At 64.7% G+C, this 19,110-nt stretch carries 16 protein-coding genes; 9 read left to right on the forward strand and 7 right to left on the reverse strand.

Annotation, left to right across the window (positions count from 1 at the left end; all coding sequences use genetic code 11):
* Positions 1-101 precede the first annotated feature (101 nt).
* Together AC07Z7_RS10730 and rsxB are read left to right on the forward strand one after the other, a co-directional pair.
* Complete coding sequence (locus tag AC07Z7_RS10730; RefSeq protein WP_207253336.1) at positions 102-1,700, forward strand: polyhydroxyalkanoate depolymerase; 1,599 nt, start codon at positions 102-104, stop codon at positions 1,698-1,700.
* Between the two features lie 38 nt (positions 1,701-1,738).
* Positions 1,739-2,380 (forward strand): electron transport complex subunit RsxB, encoded by a 642-nt coding sequence (rsxB, locus tag AC07Z7_RS10735; RefSeq protein WP_494766233.1) that lies wholly within the window; start codon positions 1,739-1,741, stop codon positions 2,378-2,380.
* A gap of 55 nt (positions 2,381-2,435) precedes the next feature.
* Here the strand turns inward: rsxB and AC07Z7_RS10740 are convergent, their stop codons facing one another.
* Positions 2,436-3,920, reverse strand: coding sequence for a methyl-accepting chemotaxis protein (locus AC07Z7_RS10740; protein ID WP_494766234.1), 1,485 nt, complete (start codon positions 3,918-3,920; stop codon positions 2,436-2,438).
* A 172-nt stretch (positions 3,921-4,092) separates the two neighbouring features.
* Here AC07Z7_RS10740 and dapC point away from each other — a divergent pair, with 172 nt between their 5' ends.
* From dapC to AC07Z7_RS10770, 6 genes are all read left to right on the forward strand, one after another.
* Positions 4,093-5,298 (forward strand): succinyldiaminopimelate transaminase, encoded by a 1,206-nt coding sequence (gene dapC / locus AC07Z7_RS10745; protein ID WP_207253339.1) that lies wholly within the window; start codon positions 4,093-4,095, stop codon positions 5,296-5,298.
* A 45-nt stretch (positions 5,299-5,343) separates the two neighbouring features.
* A complete protein-coding gene (gene dapD / locus AC07Z7_RS10750) occupies positions 5,344-6,177 on the forward strand; it encodes a 2,3,4,5-tetrahydropyridine-2,6-dicarboxylate N-succinyltransferase (protein ID WP_094291170.1) in 834 nt (277 codons plus the stop codon).
* A 68-nt stretch (positions 6,178-6,245) separates the two neighbouring features.
* Positions 6,246-7,409, forward strand: coding sequence for a PilT/PilU family type 4a pilus ATPase (locus tag AC07Z7_RS10755; protein WP_094291169.1), 1,164 nt, complete (start codon positions 6,246-6,248; stop codon positions 7,407-7,409).
* 163 nt (positions 7,410-7,572) lie between these two features.
* A complete protein-coding gene (dapE, locus tag AC07Z7_RS10760) occupies positions 7,573-8,766 on the forward strand; it encodes a succinyl-diaminopimelate desuccinylase (protein WP_207253340.1) in 1,194 nt (397 codons plus the stop codon).
* The gene (prmB, locus tag AC07Z7_RS10765) at positions 8,763-9,701 is read left to right on the forward strand and encodes a 50S ribosomal protein L3 N(5)-glutamine methyltransferase (RefSeq protein WP_207253341.1); all 939 of its coding nucleotides are present in this window, start codon (positions 8,763-8,765) and stop codon (positions 9,699-9,701) included. Before dapE ends, prmB begins: the two co-directional genes overlap by 4 nt.
* Positions 9,702-9,811: 110 nt before the next feature.
* Entirely contained in the window at positions 9,812-11,845 is a 2,034-nt protein-coding gene (locus AC07Z7_RS10770) for an ATP-binding cassette domain-containing protein (protein WP_207253342.1), read from the forward strand.
* A gap of 494 nt (positions 11,846-12,339) precedes the next feature.
* Here AC07Z7_RS10770 and phbB read toward each other — a convergent pair whose 3' ends face one another.
* The 3 genes from phbB to AC07Z7_RS10785 form a co-directional block, all read right to left on the reverse strand.
* A complete protein-coding gene (gene phbB / locus AC07Z7_RS10775) occupies positions 12,340-13,077 on the reverse strand; it encodes an acetoacetyl-CoA reductase (RefSeq protein WP_094291165.1) in 738 nt (245 codons plus the stop codon).
* Between the two features lie 326 nt (positions 13,078-13,403).
* On the reverse strand, positions 13,404-14,582 hold the full coding sequence (locus AC07Z7_RS10780; protein ID WP_207253343.1) for an acetyl-CoA C-acetyltransferase: 1,179 nt from the start codon (positions 14,580-14,582) through the stop codon (positions 13,404-13,406).
* 249 nt (positions 14,583-14,831) lie between these two features.
* Positions 14,832-16,532 carry a PHA/PHB synthase family protein gene (locus tag AC07Z7_RS10785; RefSeq protein ID WP_207253344.1) on the reverse strand — a complete coding sequence of 567 codons (1,701 nt, stop codon included), beginning with the start codon at positions 16,530-16,532 and terminating at the stop codon, positions 14,832-14,834.
* A gap of 125 nt (positions 16,533-16,657) precedes the next feature.
* Here AC07Z7_RS10785 and AC07Z7_RS10790 point away from each other — a divergent pair, with 125 nt between their 5' ends.
* Positions 16,658-16,975 (forward strand): hypothetical protein, encoded by a 318-nt coding sequence (locus tag AC07Z7_RS10790; protein WP_094291162.1) that lies wholly within the window; start codon positions 16,658-16,660, stop codon positions 16,973-16,975.
* Here AC07Z7_RS10790 and pgeF read toward each other — a convergent pair.
* The 3 genes from pgeF to AC07Z7_RS10805 form a co-directional block, all read right to left on the reverse strand.
* On the reverse strand, positions 16,895-17,764 hold the full coding sequence (pgeF, locus tag AC07Z7_RS10795; RefSeq protein ID WP_207253345.1) for a peptidoglycan editing factor PgeF: 870 nt from the start codon (positions 17,762-17,764) through the stop codon (positions 16,895-16,897). The genes AC07Z7_RS10790 and pgeF overlap by 81 nt on opposite strands.
* Entirely contained in the window at positions 17,764-18,432 is a 669-nt protein-coding gene (gene maiA / locus AC07Z7_RS10800) for a maleylacetoacetate isomerase (protein ID WP_207253346.1), read from the reverse strand. Before maiA ends, pgeF begins: the two co-directional genes overlap by 1 nt.
* Before the next feature lie 85 nt (positions 18,433-18,517).
* Positions 18,518-18,973 (reverse strand): MarR family winged helix-turn-helix transcriptional regulator, encoded by a 456-nt coding sequence (locus AC07Z7_RS10805; RefSeq protein WP_063460880.1) that lies wholly within the window; start codon positions 18,971-18,973, stop codon positions 18,518-18,520.
* Positions 18,974-19,110 lie beyond the last annotated feature (137 nt).

The raw sequence follows: 19,110 nt of genomic DNA on the forward strand, positions 1-19,110 counted from the left end.
CCCCGCATGTCGCATAGGCGACTTGGCATTGGTGGTTTTACTCCATGCGCTTGTTACCAAGTGCTGCTATATTGCACTGCAACAAATCGGAGTTTCGCCCCATGCTGTACCACATCTACGAAACCCAGCGCTCCCTGATGGAGCCCTTTACAGACTTTGCGCAGGCGGCTTCCAAGTTGTTCAGCAACCCGGTGTCGCCCCTGAGCCAGACATCGGCAGCCCAGCGCATGGCAGCGGGCTACGACCTGCTCTACCGCCTGGGCAAGGACTACGAAAAGCCTGCGTTCGACATCCACACCGTGGACGTGAACGGCATCGGTGTCGCCATCCATGAGCGCATCGAGGTGAACAAGCCGTTCTGCGAGCTGCGCCGCTTCAAGCGCTTTTCGGACGACCCCGCCACGCTCACCAAGCTCAAGGGCCAGCCCGTGGTGCTGATCGTGGCGCCGCTGTCGGGCCACTACGCCACCTTGCTGCGCGACACCGTGCGCACCATGCTCAAGGACCACAAGGTCTACATCACCGACTGGAAAAACGCCCGCCTGGTGCCGCTGTCCGAGGGGGAGTTCCACCTGGACGACTACGTGAACTACGTGCAGGAATTCATCCGCCACCTGCAGGGCCAGTACGGCAACTGCCATGTGATCAGCGTGTGCCAGCCCACCGTGCCGGTGCTGGCGGCCGTATCGCTGATGGCCAGCCGCGGCGAGAAGACGCCGCTGACCATGACCATGATGGGCGGCCCCATCGACGCGCGCAAGTCGCCCACCGCCGTGAACAACCTGGCCACGAACCGCAGCTACGAATGGTTTGAGAACAACGTCATCTACCGCGTGCCCGACAAGTTCCCTGGCGCGGGCCGCCGCGTGTACCCGGGCTTCCTGCAGTACACGGGTTTTGTGGCGATGAACCCCGACCGCCATGCCAACAGCCACTACGACTACTTCAAGGACCTGATCAAGGGCGACGACGCCAGCGCCGAGGCCCACCGCAAGTTCTACGACGAGTACAACGCCGTGCTGGACATGGATGCGGACTACTACCTGGAAACCATTCAGACCGTGTTCCAGGACTACAAGCTGGTCAACGGCACCTGGGATGTGCGCTCGCCCACGGGCAAGATCGAGCGCGTGCGCCCGCAGGACATCACCACCACCGCCTTGTTCACCGTGGAGGGTGAGCTGGACGACATCTCCGGCTCGGGCCAGACCGAAGCCGCCCACGACCTGTGCAGCGGCATCGTGCGCAAGGAACAGCGCCACCTGGAGGCCAAGGGTGCAGGCCACTACGGCATCTTCAGCGGCCGCCGCTGGCGCGATCTGGTGTACCCCAAGGTGCGCGAGTTCATTCTGGAACACGAACTGCCCCGCGCCCAGGCCGCTCCATCCAACGTTGCGCCCGAGGCCAAGGCAGCAACGCCCTCTGCCAAACCAAAGGCCGCCCCTCAGCCCAAGACCGCAGCAAAGACGGCTCAGACAGCCAAGGCAGCACCTTCGGCCCCACGCGCCCGCGCAGCAGCCTCCAAAACTGCCGCGCCCACCGCCACCGTGGCCACACGCTGGGTGAAGACAGAGGGTGCCGCACAGCCGACCGGTGCAGCAGAGCCGGCGCCCGCCGACCTCGGTACAGCCAAGGCCACGGCGGTCACGGCAGCCCCGGCCCGCAGCGCCAGCCGCAGCAGCAAGGCGCGCAAGGCTTGATCCGCCAGCCGGAAGCCCAACCCGCCCGCGCCGCCCCGATGGAACTTGCAGCGCGGATTGACGCCGCGCTGCCCCAGACGCAGTGCACACGCTGCGGCTACCCTGACTGCGCTACGTATGCGCAGGCCATCGCCAGCGGCGAGGCCGCCATCAACCAGTGCCCGCCCGGTGGCTCCGAGGGTGTGGCGCGTCTGGCGGCCATCACGGGCCAGGCCGTGCTGCCACTGAGCGCCGAACACGGCGTGGAAGGCCCGCGCACTGTGGCCTTTATTGACGAAGCCTGGTGCATCGGCTGTACGTTGTGTATCAAGGCCTGCCCCACAGACGCCATCGTGGGCTCCAACAAGCGGATGCACACCGTGATCGAGCCATATTGCACCGGGTGCGAGCTGTGTATCCCCGTCTGCCCGGTGGACTGCATTCAGCTGGAAACCGCTAGCGGCGCAGCCACCGGCTGGGCCGCGTGGTCTGCCCCCCTGGCCGAGCAGGCCCGGGCGCGCTACCAGCAGCATCGCCAGCGGGTGCCTTTGGAAGATGCGGAAGAAGAACCGGCAGCGGCGATGGACGCTCCTGCACCTGGCTCCACCAGCCCCCCAACCAGCGCCGCCGACGCGCGCAAGGCCGCCATAGCAGCGGCTATGGAGCGCGCGCGACAGCTCAGGGAGCAAAACCCGCGCTGAAATTCGGGGCTCGCCCCTTCGACCATGCCACGGGGCAGAAGGAAAAATCACCCCGTCAACGGGCCGCCAGCGACTTGTAGACCCCGCAGCCTACGTACAAGTCCCCCACACGGCTCACATAAGACATCTTGGTCTGCACCGCACCCGTGGCCGGGTTGTTGATGTCGTACTCCACCCAGCCAGGGGTCCGGTCGGCCTGTGCCACGATGTCGCTCACCAGCCGGTCGCCCGCAATGCCGGGGATGTCCTGCACCCGGGTGCCCACCTTGGCGGGGTTGCCCCCAAACGCCCGGTAGGTCCCTGCGCTGTCCAACACAAACACATACATGTCCCGATCGTGGTACGGCTGGTTCTTGTCCGTCAGGCTGCGCAGGAACTGGTCCTGCGAGGTGGTTTTGTAGAGGGCCACGGCCTTCTGCACCAAGGCCACCGCTTCATCGGCCGTGCCCTGCTGCAACCGGAATGCCGCCACCGCCCGAGACAGGGTGGAGGCACGCTGCTCCAGCGCCTCGGCCTGCGCCACCGCCTGGCCCACCATCTGCGCGTTGTGCTGGGTGATCTGGTCCAGCTGCTGCACGGCCGAACTCACCTCGCTCAGCCCTGTGCTTTGCTCTGCACTGGAGCCGGAAATTTCCGTCATGCTGGCGGCCACACTGCGAATACCGCCCGCCATGTTGGCAATCCCATCCCCTGCCGAGCGGATCAACCCGGCGCTGGCCTCGACCTGGCTCACCGAGGCGCCGATCAGCTCCCGGATCTCGCGTGCCGCATCGCCCGAGCGTTTGGCCAGGGTACGCACCTCACCCGCCACCACGGCAAAGCCCCGGCCCTGCTCGCCCGCCCGGGCGGCCTCCACCGCAGCGTTCAGCGCGAGGATGTTGGTCTGGAAGGCAATGCTGTCAATGACGCCAATGATTTCGGTCATGCGGCGGGCGCCCTGCTGGATGGCCTCCACCGACTGGACCGCCCGGGCCATGGCCTCGGCACCCGCATCGGCCGCCTTGCGCACATCGGCCGCCCGCGCATCGGCGCTGCGGGCGGTTTGGGCGTTGTTCTGCACGGCCGACGAGAGCTGCTCGACACTGGCAGCGGTCTGCTCCAGGTTGGCGGCCTGCTGCTCGGTGCGGTCGGCCAGCGAGCGGTTGCCTTGTGCCAGGCTCTGGCCCGCATGGGCTACCAGGGCCGCATTGCTGCGGATGTCGGCCACCATGGACGACAGGGTGAGCACCATCTGGTCCAGCGACTTCGCCTTGGCCCCCACTTCGTCCTGGCCGTACACACCGGCACGGGTACTGAGATCGCCTTGGGTGGTCTTTTCCATGGCGCGGGACAGCCCCTCCAGATCGGACGACAGACTCAGGTACAGCGCCAGCAGCCCATAGAGCAAGGCCAACGCCCCCACGGCCCCGCCCCATCCCGGCGCCGCAGCGGTGGCAACCAGCACCACCGCCATCAACACACCCAGCGTCACCAGTTTGCCGGGCAGGTGCCATCTGCGCATCCACCAGAGTCCGGGGCGCAGTGGTAGAAATCCAGACATCTTGTCTCCTGTTATGGTTCTTTCCAGCGGCGGATGCTATGTCCCCGCTCTTACGTCGGATTGACACAGGGCCTCCGGGGCGACAGGCCTGCATCCGCAGCGGCGCCTGACGACCTGGCCACACCTGGCGCACAGGCCTTTGCACAGTGGCCATCGCCCATAATGTCGCACCATGAACCCCCTGCTCTCCCACCTTCAGCCCTACCCGTTCGAGCGGCTGCGGCAACTCTTTGCGGGGGTCACGCCCCCGGCGGCCTACAGCCCCATCAGCCTGGGCATGGGTGAACCGCGCCATCCTACACCGCAGTTCATCAAGGATGCACTTAGTAACAACCTGGAAGGATTGGCCAGCTACCCCGCCACGGCAGGCGAGCCCCGGTTGCGCGAGGCCTTCACACGCTGGCTGAACCAGCGCTATGCACTCACCCTGGATGCGGGCACCCAGGTCCTGCCCGTCAACGGTTCACGCGAAGCGCTGTTTGCGTTCGCACAGACCATCATCGATCCCTCCAAGGGCCAGCCGCTGGTGGTCTGCCCCAACCCGTTCTACCAAATCTATGAAGGTGCCGCGCTGCTGGCGGGTGCTCAGCCCTATTACGCCCCCAGCGACCCGGCGCGCAACTTTGCGGTGAACTGGGACACGGTGCCCGAGTCGGTATGGGAGCGCACGCAACTGCTGTTTGTGTGCTCGCCCGGCAACCCCACTGGCGCCGTGATGCCCCTGAGCGAGTGGCAAAAACTCTTCGCGCTGAGCGACCGCTACGGCTTCGTGATCGCTTCGGACGAGTGCTACAGCGAGATCTACTTCCGCGACGAACCACCCCTCGGCGGCCTGCAGGCTGCAGAAAAACTGGGGCGGCGCGACTTCAAGAACCTGATCTCCTTCACCAGCCTGTCCAAGCGCAGCAACGTGCCCGGCCTGCGCAGCGGCTTTGTGGCGGGCGATGCGGCGCTGATCAAGTCCTTCCTGCTCTACCGCACCTACCACGGCAGCGCAATGAGCCCCATCGTGCAGGCCGCCAGCATTGCCGCCTGGGGCGATGAGCAGCATGTGGTGGAAAACCGCACGCGCTACCGCAAGAAATTTGCCCAGGTCACCCCGCTGCTGGCAGGCGTGATGGAGGTAGCCCTGCCCGACGCCGGTTTCTACCTGTGGGCCAAGGTACCCGATGCCCTGGGGATGACCGATGCCGAGTTCGCGCGGGCCCTGCTGGCTCAATACAATGTCACGGTGCTCCCCGGCAGCTACCTGGCCCGCGAGGCCCAGGGCAGCAACCCCGGCGCCCAGCGCGTGCGCATGGCCCTGGTGGCCGAAACCGAAGAGTGCGTGGAGGCCGCGCTGCGCATTGTGCAGTTCATCCAGTCCCGCACTGCCTGATTTCTGAATCCCGATCCACAGACTGACCGACTGACAGACAACAACATGACCCAACAACTGCAAACCATCATCGACAACGCCTGGGACAACCGCGCCAGCCTCTCTCCCGCCGCCGCGCCCAAGGAAATCCAGGACGCCGTCGAGCATGTGATCGCCGAGCTGAACAACGGCAAGCTGCGCGTGGCCACCCGCGAAGGCGTGGGCCAGTGGACCGTGCACCAGTGGATCAAGAAGGCCGTGCTGCTGTCCTTCCGCCTGAAGGACAACGAAGTCGTCAAGGCTGGCGACCTGGGCTTTTATGACAAGGTGCAGACCAAGTTCGCCCACCTGACGGAAGAAGAAATGAAGGCCACCGGCGTGCGCGTGGTGCCGCCCGCCGTGGCCCGCCGTGGCAGCTTCATCGCCAAGGGCGCGATCCTGATGCCCTCATACGTGAACATCGGCGCCTATGTGGGCGAGGGCACCATGGTGGACACCTGGGCCACCGTGGGCTCGTGCGCACAGATCGGCGCCAACGTGCACCTGTCTGGCGGCGTGGGCATTGGCGGCGTGCTGGAGCCTCTGCAGGCCGGCCCTACCATCATCGAAGACAACTGCTTCATCGGCGCCCGCTCCGAGGTGGTTGAAGGCGTGGTGATCGAAGAGAACTCCGTGCTGGGCATGGGCGTGTACATCGGCCAGAGCACCCCGATCTTCAACCGCGCCACCGGCGAGATCAGCTACGGACGCGTGCCCTCGGGCTCGGTGGTGGTGAGCGGCAACCTGCCCAAGACGGCGGCCAACGGCGCGCCCTACAGCATGTACGCCGCCATCATCGTCAAGCAGGTCGATGCGCAGACGCGTTCCAAGACCAGCATCAACGACCTGCTGCGCGACTGATTCCGCTGCACAGGGGTGGCCTGTTCGGCCGCTCTGCCGACAGAGACTGACAACAAGAGGGACACACCATGAGCACAATGGAACGAATTCTTCGCCTGATGGCTGAGAAAAAGGCCTCCGACGTCTACCTGTCGGCCAACGCACCGGCGCTGATCAAGATCAACGGCGAGTGCGTGCCCATCAACAACCAGATCCTGCCGCCCGACGCGCCGCGCAACCTGCTCTCCGAGGTGGTCCCCCCGGACCGCATTGAAGAGCTGGAGGAAACCGGCGAACTCAACATGGGGGTGCCGCTCAGCGGCGTGGGGCGTTTCCGTATCAGCGCCATGCGCCAGCGGGGCAGCTATGCGGTGGTGATCCGCTTCATCTCTCAGCAGATCCCCGAGTTCGACACCCTGGGGCTGCCGCCTGTGATGCGCGAGCTCATCATGGAAAAACGTGGCCTGATCCTCATGGTGGGCGCCACGGGCTCGGGCAAGAGCACCTCGCTCGCGTCCATGATCGACACCCGCAACGAGGCCATGACGGGGCACATCCTCACCATCGAAGATCCGGTCGAGTACCAGTTCAAGAACAAGAAATCCATCGTCAACCAGCGCGAGATTGGCAGCGACACGCAATCGCTGCAAACCGCCCTGAAAAACGCGCTGCGCCAGGCGCCAGACGTGATCCTGATCGGCGAAATCCGCGACCGCGAAACCATGTCGGCCGCTATTGCCTACGCCCAGTCCGGCCACCTGTGCCTGGCTACGCTGCATGGCAACAACAGCTACCACGCACTCAACCGTATCCTGAGCTTCTACCCCGTGGAAGTGCGCCCCACCATGCTGGGTGATCTGGCCTCGGCCATGAAGGCCATCATTTCACAGCGCCTGGTGCGCACCGTGGACGGAAGCCGTGCCCCCGCCGTGGAGGTCATGCTCAACACCAAGCTGGTGTCGGACCTGATCGAAAAAGGCGATTTCTCGGGCGTGAAGGAAGCCATGGAAAAATCCATGGCCGAGGGCTCGCAAACCTTCGAGGAAGCCCTGGCCCACCTCATCATGGACGCCAAGATCGACCGCAAGGAAGGCATGTCCTACGCCGACTCGCCCACCAACCTCATGTGGCGCCTGCAAAACGACTTTTCCCTGGCCGCCAACGCCGCCAAGGCCCAGAAGGAGGCACGCGACACCCCCGATGACGCCCCTTCGTTCACCGAAATCGTGCTGGACGTCAAACCAGCGGCATGAAATGTCTGCCCCCTGAGTCGCCTGCGGCGCCTTCCCCCCTGGGGGACGACGCCCTCGCTGCGGGGCGGCCCTTGCTAGGCGTCTCTCGCCTAAGCCGCGCTGATGCTTACGCATCGCTCTCTACTCACCGCTGACTGCACGGCCCCATCCCACCGAATCCCCAATGTCCCGTACCCTGCACCTCGCCGAACAGCTCATTTCCCTGCCCTCCGTCACCCCGGAGGATGCGGGCTGCCTCGACCTGCTGGCCGCGCGGCTGGCCCCGCTCGGGTTTGAGTGCGAGCGCCTGGACAGCGGCCCGGCCGACTTCCGCGTCAGTAATTTGTGGGCAAAAAGGCCTCTACCGCGCGACCAGCTTGCTCAAGTAGCTATCAAAACCGTAGTATTTGCAGGCCACACCGATGTGGTGCCCACCGGTCCGCTGGCACAGTGGGGTAGCGACCCGTTCGTGCCCACGCACAAAGACGGCAAGCTCTACGGCCGCGGCGCCAGCGACATGAAGACCTCGATCGCCGCCTTTGTGGTGGCCGTGGAGGAGTTCCTGGCCGCCACGCCCGAACCCTTGGTCCAGCTCGCCTTTTTGCTCACCAGCGATGAAGAAGGCCCCTCGGTGGACGGCACCAAGGTGGTGGTCGAGCAGCTCAAGGCGCGCGGCGAGCCGCTGGACTACTGCATCGTGGGCGAGCCCACCTCGGTCGAAAAGACCGGCGACATGATCAAGAACGGGCGGCGCGGCACCCTGAGCGGCAAGCTCAGCGTGCGCGGCATCCAGGGCCACATCGCCTACCCGCAACTCGCGCGCAACCCCATCCACCAAGCCCTGCCCGCACTGGCCGAGCTGGCCGCCACCGTGTGGGACAACGGCAACGCCTTCTTCCCGCCCACCAGCTGGCAGATCAGCAACATGCACGGTGGCACCGGCGCCACCAACGTGATCCCGGGCGAGGTCGTGATCGACTTCAACTTCCGCTTCTCCACCGAATCCACGGCCGAAGGCCTGCAGCAGCGCGTGCACGCCGTGCTGGACCGCCACGGCCTGGAATACGACCTGCGCTGGACGCTGGGCGGCCAGCCCTTCCTGACCACGCCGGGCGAGCTGGTCACCGCCGTGCAGCAGGCCATCACCGCCGAGACGGGCATCAGCACCGAACTCTCCACCACCGGCGGCACCAGCGACGGCCGCTTCATTGCGCAGATCTGCCCGCAGGTCATCGAACTCGGCCCACCCAACGCCAGCATCCACAAGATCGACGAGCATGTGGTCGTAGCCGACATCGAGCCACTCAAGAACATCTACCGCCGCACACTGGAAAACCTGCACGCGCAGGCCTTGGCGGCGACGGCAGTGTCCGCATGAGCACGCCCGCAACACCCCGCACTGCCGTCACGGGCGACACCATTGGCGCCCTGGTCGAATCTGGCGCCCAGTGCCTGCGCGCGGCCGGCGTATCCTTCGGCCACGGCACCACCAACGCCCATGACGAAGCCGCCTGGCTGGTGCTGTGGCGCCTGGGGCTGCCGCTGGACAGCGACCTCTCGGACGCCCCGGACTCAATAAAAAAACAGCCCGTACCGCCCGACCAGCTTGCCTTGGTCGCTACACTTTTTGAAGAACGTATCACCACCCGCAAACCTGCCGCCTACCTCACGCGCGAGGCCTGGCTGCAGGGCGTTCCCTTCTACGTGGACGAACGCGCCATCGTGCCGCGCAGCTTCATCGCCGAACTGCTGGCCGACGGCAGCGTGGACGGTTTCCTGAGCGAAAACACCCGCAAGGTGCTGGACCTGTGCACCGGCAACGGCAGCCTCGCCGTGCTGGCCGCCATGGCTTGGCCCGAGGTGGAAGTGACCGGCGCCGACATCTCGCCCGACGCCCTGGCCGTGGCCCGCATCAACGTGGACAAACACGGCCTGCAGGACCGCATCCGTCTGCAACTCTCCGACGGCCTGGCCGCCCTGCCCGGCCCCTGGGACCTGATCCTGTGCAACCCGCCCTACGTTAACGCCGCCAGCATGGCCGCACTGCCCAGCGAATACCGCGCCGAGCCCGAACTGGCCCTGGCCGGTGGCACTGACGGCATGGACTTCGTGCGCCAGCTGTTTGCCGCCGCACCCGCCTGCATGACAGAAGATGCCGTGATCATTCTGGAGATCGGCAACGAACGCGCGTACTTCGAAGCGGCGTTCCCCCAACTGCCCGTTTTCTGGCTGGAAACCAGCGCTGGAGAAGAACAGGTTTTGCTGGTCACCCGACAGGCCCTGGGCGCCCAAGCTCGCCTCACGGCACAATAGAGGGTTGCGCCCACGCCTTGTGCATCGGTTCTACCGATTTGCACTCGCTCTGGCCCCCCGATTTTTCATGCCACCCGCCTTGTGCGGGTGCGTCTTTTTCTGAGTTCCGGATGATCACCCTCAAGAACGTTACCCTGCGACGCGGCACCAAGGTCGTGCTCGACAGCGTGTCCACCACCATCAATCCCGGCGAAAACGTCGGTCTGGTGGGTCGCAATGGCGCGGGCAAGTCCAGCCTGTTTGCCTTGCTCAGCGGCAAGCTGCACGAGGACGGGGGTGACTTCTACATCCCCACCAGCTGGCGCATGGCCGAGGTTGCGCAGAACATGCCGGAGACCGAGCAGTCGGCCACCGACTTCGTGCTGGAGGGCGACACCCGCTTGGCCGAGGTTCAGCAGCAGCTGGCCGAGGCCGAAGCCAGTGACGATGGCATGGCCATCGCCCATGCCTATTCGGACCTGCACGATGCCGGCGCACACGACGCCGTGGCGCGCGCCCAGGCGCTGATCCTGGGCCTGGGCTTTCGCGTGAGTGAACTGGACCAGCCGGTCAACAGCTTTTCGGGCGGCTGGCGCATGCGCCTGCAGCTGGCGCGCGCGCTGATGTGCCCCAGCGATCTGCTGCTGCTGGATGAGCCCACCAACCACTTGGATTTGGACGCCCTGGTCTGGCTCGAGGCCTGGCTCAAGCGCTATGCGGGCACCATGATCGTGATCAGCCACGACCGCGAGTTTCTGGATGCCATCACCAACGTTACGCTGCAAATCCAGCAAGGTGAGTTGAATCGCTACGGCGGCAACTACAGCAAGTTCGAAGAACTGCGCGCCCAGCAGCTGGAGCTGCAACAGGCCAGCTTTGCCAAGCAGCAGGAGAAGATGGCCCACCTGCAGAAGTTCATTGACCGCTTCAAGGCCAAGGCCAGCAAGGCAAAACAGGCGCAAAGCCGGGTCAAGCAGCTCGAACGCATGGAGAAGATTGGGCCCGTGCTGGCCGAGGCAGAGTTCACCTTCGAGTTCAAGGAACCTGCCAACCTACCCAACCCGATGCTGGCCATCAGCGACGCATCGTTTGGCTATGTGGACGACGATGGCGTGCCCACCACCATCCTCACGGGCGTGAACCGCTCGGTGCTGGCGGGCCAGCGCATCGGCATCCTGGGTGCCAACGGCCAGGGCAAGTCCACGCTGGTCAAGACCATTGCACGCACCATGAAGGCCCTGGGCGGCAGCATCACCGAAGGCAAGGGCCTGAACATCGGCTACTTTGCCCAGCAGGAACTGGACGTGCTACGTCCCGCCGAAAACCCGCTGGAGCACATGATCGGCCTGGCCAAGGAGCTGGGGGCAGAAGCCAAGCAGCCGAGCCGCGAGCAGGACCTGCGCAGCTACCTGGGCAGCTTTAACTTCACGGGTGACATGGTCAAGCAGGCCGTGGGCACCATGAGCGGAGGCGAAAAGGCCCGACTGGTGCTGGCCATGATCGTGTGGCAGCGCCCCAACCTGCTGCTGCTGGACGAACCCACCAACCACCTGGATTTGGCCACCCGCGAGGCACTGGCCATGGCGCTCAATGACTTCGACGGCACCGTCATGCTGGTCAGCCACGACCGTGCGCTGCTGCGCTCGGTCTGTGAGGACTTCTGGATGGTGGGCCGGGGTGTGGTCGGGCCGTTTGACGGCGATCTGGATGACTACCAGCGTTACCTGCTCGAAGAATCCAAACGCCTGCGCGAAGAGGCACGCCTGGCCGAGCAGGCACAGGTGGCGGGGGCAATGCACCCTGCAGATGTGCCCAAGGTCGCACCGTCAACTTCAACCGCCCCGGTCGCCACCTCAGCCCCGTCGGTGCCTGCAGCCCGGGATGGCCGCGAACAGCGCAAGATGGACGCCCAGACACGCCAGCAGCTCGCCGAGAAGACCCGTCCCCTCAAGAAAGAGCTGGAGCAGATCGACAAACGCTTGGCAGCACTGTCTGCCGAACGGGCCAGCCTGGAGCAGAAACTGACCGAGCCCCTACCCCCCTCCGAGATCGCCGAGTGTGGCCGCCGCCTGAAAGCGGGGAACGACGAAACCGCTCAGCTGGAAGAACGCTGGCTGGAAATTTCTTCTGCACTGGAAGAAATTTCGGCAGCCACCCCGACCTGAGGATGTAATTTCCTGTAAACGATCGACCGTTTTTTTGGCATCTATCGCCCTACAGCAAATAGATTTACGCTATACAGTTTATAGCATTTTTTGTTGTAAACATTCGGGCACTTGCGGTTGCATTTTTTTGCGAAACGCTGTCAACGGACTGTGAATGGGCCGCGTTGTTGGTACATCACAGGAGTTTTCCAGCATGAACACCACCGCAATCTTGTCCGCTTGGCCCGAAGACGAACGCGATCGCAAGCGCGCCCCGACCCGCTTCTGAACGAAGGCGCGGCAGCTCGTTTCCCCATTCGCAGCTCACACGATGGCCGCCACCAAAGTAATGCAAAAATCATGCCACGGCATGTTTGACGCACTCACTTCACAGCCCATTGTTTGAGTCATCGAAGAAAGGTCCACAGGCAGCCCCTTCCTACTGCTCCTCCCAACAAAAAAACCCCGCATTGCGGGGTTTTTTGTTTTCCCAAGGGGCCCACAGGCCCCAAGGATCAGCCCATGTGCAGGCCGCCGTTGACCGAGAAGTCGGCACCCGTGGCATAGCCGCCTTCTTCCGAAGCCAGCCAGGCAATGATCGAAGCGATCTCGCTGGGTTCACCCAGGCGCTTGACGGGCACGGTGGCAACGATCTTTTCCAGCACGTCGGGGCGAATCGCCTTGACCATGTCGGTGCCGATGTAGCCCGGGCTCACGGTGTTGACCGTCACGCCCTTGGTGGCCAGTTCCTGGGCCAGTGCCATCGAGAAACCATGCATGCCCGCCTTGGCTGCGGAGTAGTTGGTCTGGCCCGCCTGGCCCTTTTCGCCGTTCACCGAGCTGATATTGATGATGCGGCCCCAGCCCTTTTCGACCATGTCGGCCACCACCTGCTTGGTGACGTTGAACATGCTGTTGAGGTTGGTTTCGATCACAGCGTCCCAGTCTTCGCGCGACATCTTGAGGAACATGCGGTCGCGGGTGATGCCGGCGTTGTTCACCAGCACGTCGATGGTCCCATGCTCGGCCTTGGTCTTGCCAAACGCTTCCACCGTGGAATCCCAATCGCCCACATTGCCCACCGACGCATAGAAGGTGAAGCCCAGGGCTTTTTGCTCTGCCAGCCACTTGGCGTGATCACGGGTAGGGCCACAGCCGGCGATGACCTTGAAGCCCTCCTTGTGCAGTCGTTGGCAAATGGCGGTTCCGATACCACCCATGCCACCGGTGACATACGCGACTTTCTGGCTCATGTGATTTCTCCTTGTTAGTGATTTGCCCAGCACCCACTCTACCGAAGAAAACAGGCCCCGCCGTGAAGGAAAACACTGAAGCCCTTTCCTTTTTGGCATATCGGCATGCGTCACACATCTGACACAACGCGGGACCTCTTCCCAGTCACATTTTTGGTGCACGGCGCATGCTCGTGGCCGCCTGATGCACATCAAGGGGGCATGGCAACGATCAGAAACAAAAAAGCCGCGTTGCAACAACGCGGCTTCTCACTCAGGCCACGCCCAGAGCATTCACACCGGATGGCGAGACGCCCAGGAACGCGGCGGCGGCGACTGTCAACCCATCAGCGTTCCAGCGCCAAGGACACACCCATGCCGCCGCCGATACACAGCGCGGCCAGGCCTTTCTTGGCATCGCGGCGCTGCATCTCGTGCAGCAGCGTCACAAGGATGCGGCAGCCGGACGCACCAATGGGGTGGCCGATGGCGATGGCACCGCCGTTCACGTTGACCTTGGCGGGGTCGATGGCGAGTTCCTTGTTCACGGCACAGGCTTGCGCTGCAAAGGCTTCATTCAGCTCGAACAGGTCCACATCGGCCGCATTCCAACCAGCACGCTGCAGGGCCTTGCGCGATGCGGGCACGGGGCCCATGCCCATGGTGGCGGGGTCCAGGCCGCTGGTACCAAACGCAGCGATGCGGGCCAGGGGCTTGAGGCCGAGGGCCGCGGCCTTCTTGGCGCTCATCACCACCACGGCCGCGGCGCCATCGTTCAGGCCCGAGGCGTTGCCCGCAGTCACGCTGCCTGCCTTGTCGAACGCAGGGCGCAGGCCTGCCAGGGCTTCGGCGTTGGTCTTGCGGTTGAGGTACTCGTCGGCATTGAAGAGGATGGGGTCGCCCTTCTTCTGTGCCAGGCTCACGCCCACGATTTCGTCGACAAACTTGCCTGCGTCCTGCGCGGCGGCGGCTTTTTGCTGGCTGCCCAGGGCCAGGGCATCCTGCATGTCGCGGGTGATGCCGTAGGCCTTGGCCACGTTTTCGGCCGTGATGCCCATGTGGTACTGGTTGTACACATCCCACAGGCCATCGACGATCATGGAATCGACCATCTTCCAGTCGCCCATGCGCTGGCCGTCGCGCGAACCATTGAGTACATGGGGCGCCAGGCTCATGTTCTCCTGGCCGCCAGCCACCACGATTTCGCTGTCGCCCCAGGCAACGGCCTGGGCGGCCAGCATCACGGCCTTCAGGCCCGAACCGCACACGGCATTGATGGTCAGCGCCGGGGTTTCCTTGGCCACACCGGCCTTCATCGATGCCTGGCGGGCGGGGTTCTGGCCTACGCCAGCCGTCAGCACCTGGCCCATGATGACTTCGCCGATCTGGTCGGACGACAGGCCCGCGCGCGCAATGGCCTCGCGGATCACGATGGCGCCCAGTTCGCTCGCGGGCGTCTTGGCCAGCGCGCCACCAAACTTGCCCACAGCGGTGCGGGCGGCCGAAACGATGACGATGTCTTCCATGGAATGTCCTTGTGGTTGGGGGTTGTTCGGTAAGTCCATTCTCGCAGTGCCGAGAGTCAGGACTTTTGCGTATCGGTTTTCACGCGGCTTCGCACCACCCGCGCTGCCAGAAACTGGCGCGCCCTGCGCGAGTGCCGCCGCGCAAGGGCCGCCCCACCGCGCTGGAGGCGTCCCCCTGCCCGCAACGCGCAGCATTGCGAGAGCGCGGGGAAGGCCCACAGGGCCTCAGGGGGGTGCTGCTGTTTCACTTCAGGATTTCTGCTTAACGTAGCTGCCAGGAGCAGGCTCCAACGCCTTGAACTTGGTGCCCTTGCCATAGCCCTTGGGCGCCGCAATCTGTTTGCCCGCATGGCCCTTGAGCCAGTTCGACCAGTCGGTCCACCAGCTGCCGGGGTGTTCGGTGGCGCCTTCCAGCCATTGGTCCAGGGTGGCGGGGAACTTGCCATCTGCGCGTATCCAGTGGCTGCGCTTGCCCTTGGCAGGGGGGTTGATCACGCCTGCAATGTGGCCCGATGCACCCATCACAAACCGCTTCTTGCCCGGCAGCACCTGGGTGGACGCATAGGCCGCCGTGGCAGGCACGATGTGGTCTTCGCGGGAGCCGTAGATGTAGACAGGCAGGTCCACCTGGCCCAGGTCCATCTTCTCGCCGCACACCGTGAGCTTGCCGGGCTTGATGAGGCTGTTTTCGAGGTAGAAATTGCGCAGGTACCAGGCGTAGAAGGGGCCAGGCAGGTTGGTGCTGTCGCTGTTCCAGTAAAGCAGGTCAAACGGAGGCGGCGTTTCGCCCTTGAGGTAGTTGCCCACCACGTAGTTCCACACCAGGTCGTTGGGGCGCAGAAAGCTGAAGGTCGAGGCCAGGTCTTGCCCCTTCATCAGGCCGCCGTTGCCCATCTGCATCTCGCGGAACTTGACGAACGCCTCGTCGATGAACACATCGAGGATCCCGGTGTCGGAGAAATCAATCAGTGTGGTGAGGAAGGTGGCACTGGCCACAGGCTCGTCGCCGCGCGCTGCCAGCACGGCCAGCGCATTGCTCAGAATGGTGCCCCCCACGCAGAAACCCAGGGCATTGATCTGCTCGGCCCCCGTGATGTTCTGCACCACGTCGATGGCGGCCATCGCGCCGTCTTCCACATAGTCGTCCCAGGTCTTGTGGGCCAGGCTGTCATCCGGGTTGCGCCAGCTCACCACAAAGGTGCGGTGGCCTTGTTCGATGGCATAGCGGATCAGCGAGTTCTCGGGCTGCAGGTCGAGGATGTAGAACTTGTTGATGCAGGGCGGCACGAGCAGGAAGGGGCGCTCGTACACCTTGGCGGTGAGCGGCTTGTATTCGAGCAGCTGAAAGAGTTCGTTCTCATACACCACCGCGCCTTCGGTGGTGGCCACGTTGCGCCCCACCTCGAACAGGCTCTCGTCGGTCATCGACACATGGCCCTGCGTGATGTCGTGCAACAGGTTCTGCATGCCCTTGGCAATGCTCTCACCCTTGGTCTCGATGGCTTTTTTCTGCGCTTCGGCGTTGAAGGCCAGGAAGTTGCTGGGTGCCATGGCGGCCATCCACTGCTCCACGCCAAAGCGGATGCGGGCCTTGGTCTTTTCGTCGGCCTCCACGGCATCGGCCAGGCCCATCAGAGTGCGGGCGTTGAGCAGGTAAGCGGCGGCCGAGAACGCGGCCACCGGGTTGCTGGCCCAGCCCTCGCCAGCAAAGCGCTTGTCCTTGACTTCGGGCGTCCCTTGCAGGCCCTGGGCCCACAGCTCCTGGGCTTCTTTCAGGTATTGCTGCTGCAAGGCCTGCAGCTTGGGCTGCGAAAGCTGCAGCGCCGGGGCCGTGGGCATTTGCGCGCCCAGGTCCATCTTCTGAAACGATTGCAGCGCCTGCGACCAGCTTTGCCCGAAAATCTGTTGGAACTGCTGGGCGCTCTCAGCCCAGGGTGATTCAGAATTCATGCTCTTTCCTCAATGGTTGATCGCTCGCAGCGGCAGAAGACCTTGGCGATCTCCCCCTCGGGCTCATTGTTGCCGACCCATTGGCGCATGGCAACGGATCCGGCACTTGCAGTGAACACAAGTCAATGTACCTCATCGTCATCGCCTGGACCTACGTCACCCTCATGATGGCCGTGGCCGAAGCCACCAGCCCCACGGGGACGCTGCTCGGCGCCATCATCACCTTTGTGCTGTATGGCGTGCTGCCTATGGGCATCCTGGTCTACATCCTGGGCACACCGTCGCGCAAGCGGGCCATCAAGGCGCGCGAAGCTGCCGAGCAGGCCGCCTACGATGCGGAGCAGGCAGCGGCTGCAACCGCATCAGCCACGCCAGATGCAGGCAGCGAACCGGCCGCTGGCGCCGAGCACGGCGGCGTCGCGCCGGTGCGAAAAGAACCGTGAGGCGTTGGTCACCGTGCACCATAGCGCCGTGCTGTCATTGCCGTATATCTGGGTGATGCCCAGGGCCCGCAGCCGCAAGCGGGCCAGGCCTGCCAGATCGCACAGGTACTTGCCCGGGACATCTGCGCGGGGCACAAAGCAGGATTGCGCGGCAACATCCGCATCGCAGAACGCCGCACGCACCTCGGCGCCGACTTCAAACGCCTGGGGGCCGATGCAAGGGCCCAGCCAGGCCAGCGTGTCCGCAGCCATAGCAGGCGCCACGGCGATTGCTCCACTTTTTATAGCTATTGAGGCAGCAGGACCGCGCGCAAGGGCCTCAAATTCCTCAAAAGTGGACTCCAGAACCCCCCGCCCCCCCGTCCCAGCCAACCCCCGCCAGCCCGCATGGGCCGCAGCCACCACCCGGCCATTGCGGTGGGCGAACAACACCGGCAGGCAGTCGGCCACCATGATGGTGCAGACAGCCCCAGATGCCGTGGTCACGCAGGCGTCGGCCTCGGTGCCGTCGGGCGTGGCGGCATCCAGGTGGACTACGCCGACGCCGTGCACCTGGTTCAGGAACACGGCCCGGGCCGCTGCCGCGTGTGCCTGCAGCGCCGCTTGCAATGTCTGCCGGTTGGCCTGCACCGCAGCCGGATCGTCGCCCACATGGGTGCCCAGGTTCAGGCTGTCGTAGGGCGGCTGGCTGCTGCCCCCCATGCGCGTGGTACACAGCGCCCACACGCCGGGCGGCGCGGGCCAGTCGGGCACCAGCCAGTCGGCGCCCGCAGGCACAGGGGCGGCCATCAGGCCTCGAAGTCCGGGCAGGCCGAGGGCTGCGCTTGCTGAAACGCTGGCAGCGCCATGCAGGCCTCAAACGCTCCCATCGTCAGCGGCAAGCCGTCCATGTTCACGTTGAACCGCTGGCCATTGAATATCTGCGGCACCAGGCAGCAATCGGCCAGGGTGGGCGTGTCACCCCAGCACAGCACCGACGGGGCTAAGCCCTGGGCGGCACGCTCCTGCGCCAGCAGCGCAAGCTGCCGCTCGAAAGCCTCCAGCCCGCTGCGCACCCAGTGGCGGTACCACGCGTTCTTTGCGTCCTCGTCCACCTTCAGGTCGCGCACCAGGTACTTGAGCACACGCAGGTTGTTGAGCGGGTGGATCTCGCAGGCCACCATCTGCGCCAGAGCCCGCACGCGGGCGCGGGCCAGCGGGGTGCCGGGCAGCAAGGCGGGCGTGGGGTGGGTCTCGTCCAGGTACTCGATGATGGCCATCGACTGCGACAACGCCGTGCCCCCGTCCGTCACCAGCGTGGGTACCAGCGCGTCACCGATGCGGCTGGCGTACTCCGGCGCCTTGTGCTCGCCTTTGACGAGGTGCACGGGCAGATAGTCGTAGGTCAGACCCTTGATCTGCAGTGCGATGCGCACACGGAACGAGGCGGAGGAACGGAAGTAGTTGTAGAGCTGCATGGGAAACCCGTCGATGAATCGATGAACCGGCGCAGGGGCCGGGGAGTGTTGGTGCGGCGGCGCCCCCGGCGGCCAAGGGCGCAGGTCAGGCGCCCGAGGTGCCTGCCGGGTCCTGGTGGTTGTAGACCACCTTGGACAGGATGGACATCAGATCCACCCGCTCCTGCGCATTGAGCGGAGCCATCAGGCGCTCTTGCACACGCTGTGCTGCATCGCGCATCTGCAGAGCGGCCACTTCGCCCTCGGGCGTGATCCACAGGAGCTTGCGGCGGCGGTCGCGGGTGTCGGGCTCGCGGCGGATCCAGCCGCGTTTTTCCAGCCGCCCGATGACCGAACCCGAGGTTGCTGCATCAAACGCCACCCGCGCAGCCAGCGTGACCTGGTCTTCGCCCGGCTGGGCCAGCAGCTCGTGCAGGATGGCGAACTGCACCGGCGTCACGTCGAACCCGGCGGTTTCTTCCATGAAAAGCGCCACGGTCCGCTGGTGGGCGCGGCGCACCAGGTGGCCCGGCGTGTTGTGGAAATCGAAGCTCTTTGCCATGGGCGCGAGTGTAGCGCCCCACAGCAGGCGGCCAGCAGCCATGGCACACTGCCACGGGGTGCGTACCACCCCACCCGGCCAACACCCCGGCTTGCGCATAAACCGGTGACAGCGACATGCTGCACCGCTGGTTGGCG

This window comes from Acidovorax sp. GW101-11A03 (assembly GCF_059424825.1).

Coding starts and splice junctions, on each gene's coding strand:
- AC07Z7_RS10730 (WP_207253336.1), top strand. CDS start 102: ATGCTGTACCACATCTACGAAACCCAGCGCTCCCTGATGGAGCCCTTT.
- rsxB (WP_494766233.1), top strand. CDS start 1,739: ATGGAACTTGCAGCGCGGATTGACGCCGCGCTGCCCCAGACGCAGTGC.
- AC07Z7_RS10740 (WP_494766234.1), bottom strand. CDS start 3,920: ATGTCTGGATTTCTACCACTGCGCCCCGGACTCTGGTGGATGCGCAGA.
- dapC (WP_207253339.1), top strand. CDS start 4,093: ATGAACCCCCTGCTCTCCCACCTTCAGCCCTACCCGTTCGAGCGGCTG.
- dapD (WP_094291170.1), top strand. CDS start 5,344: ATGACCCAACAACTGCAAACCATCATCGACAACGCCTGGGACAACCGC.
- AC07Z7_RS10755 (WP_094291169.1), top strand. CDS start 6,246: ATGAGCACAATGGAACGAATTCTTCGCCTGATGGCTGAGAAAAAGGCC.
- dapE (WP_207253340.1), top strand. CDS start 7,573: ATGTCCCGTACCCTGCACCTCGCCGAACAGCTCATTTCCCTGCCCTCC.
- prmB (WP_207253341.1), top strand. CDS start 8,763: ATGAGCACGCCCGCAACACCCCGCACTGCCGTCACGGGCGACACCATT.
- AC07Z7_RS10770 (WP_207253342.1), top strand. CDS start 9,812: ATGATCACCCTCAAGAACGTTACCCTGCGACGCGGCACCAAGGTCGTG.
- phbB (WP_094291165.1), bottom strand. CDS start 13,077: ATGAGCCAGAAAGTCGCGTATGTCACCGGTGGCATGGGTGGTATCGGA.
- AC07Z7_RS10780 (WP_207253343.1), bottom strand. CDS start 14,582: ATGGAAGACATCGTCATCGTTTCGGCCGCCCGCACCGCTGTGGGCAAG.
- AC07Z7_RS10785 (WP_207253344.1), bottom strand. CDS start 16,532: ATGAATTCTGAATCACCCTGGGCTGAGAGCGCCCAGCAGTTCCAACAG.
- AC07Z7_RS10790 (WP_094291162.1), top strand. CDS start 16,658: ATGTACCTCATCGTCATCGCCTGGACCTACGTCACCCTCATGATGGCC.
- pgeF (WP_207253345.1), bottom strand. CDS start 17,764: ATGGCCGCCCCTGTGCCTGCGGGCGCCGACTGGCTGGTGCCCGACTGG.
- maiA (WP_207253346.1), bottom strand. CDS start 18,432: ATGCAGCTCTACAACTACTTCCGTTCCTCCGCCTCGTTCCGTGTGCGC.
- AC07Z7_RS10805 (WP_063460880.1), bottom strand. CDS start 18,973: ATGGCAAAGAGCTTCGATTTCCACAACACGCCGGGCCACCTGGTGCGC.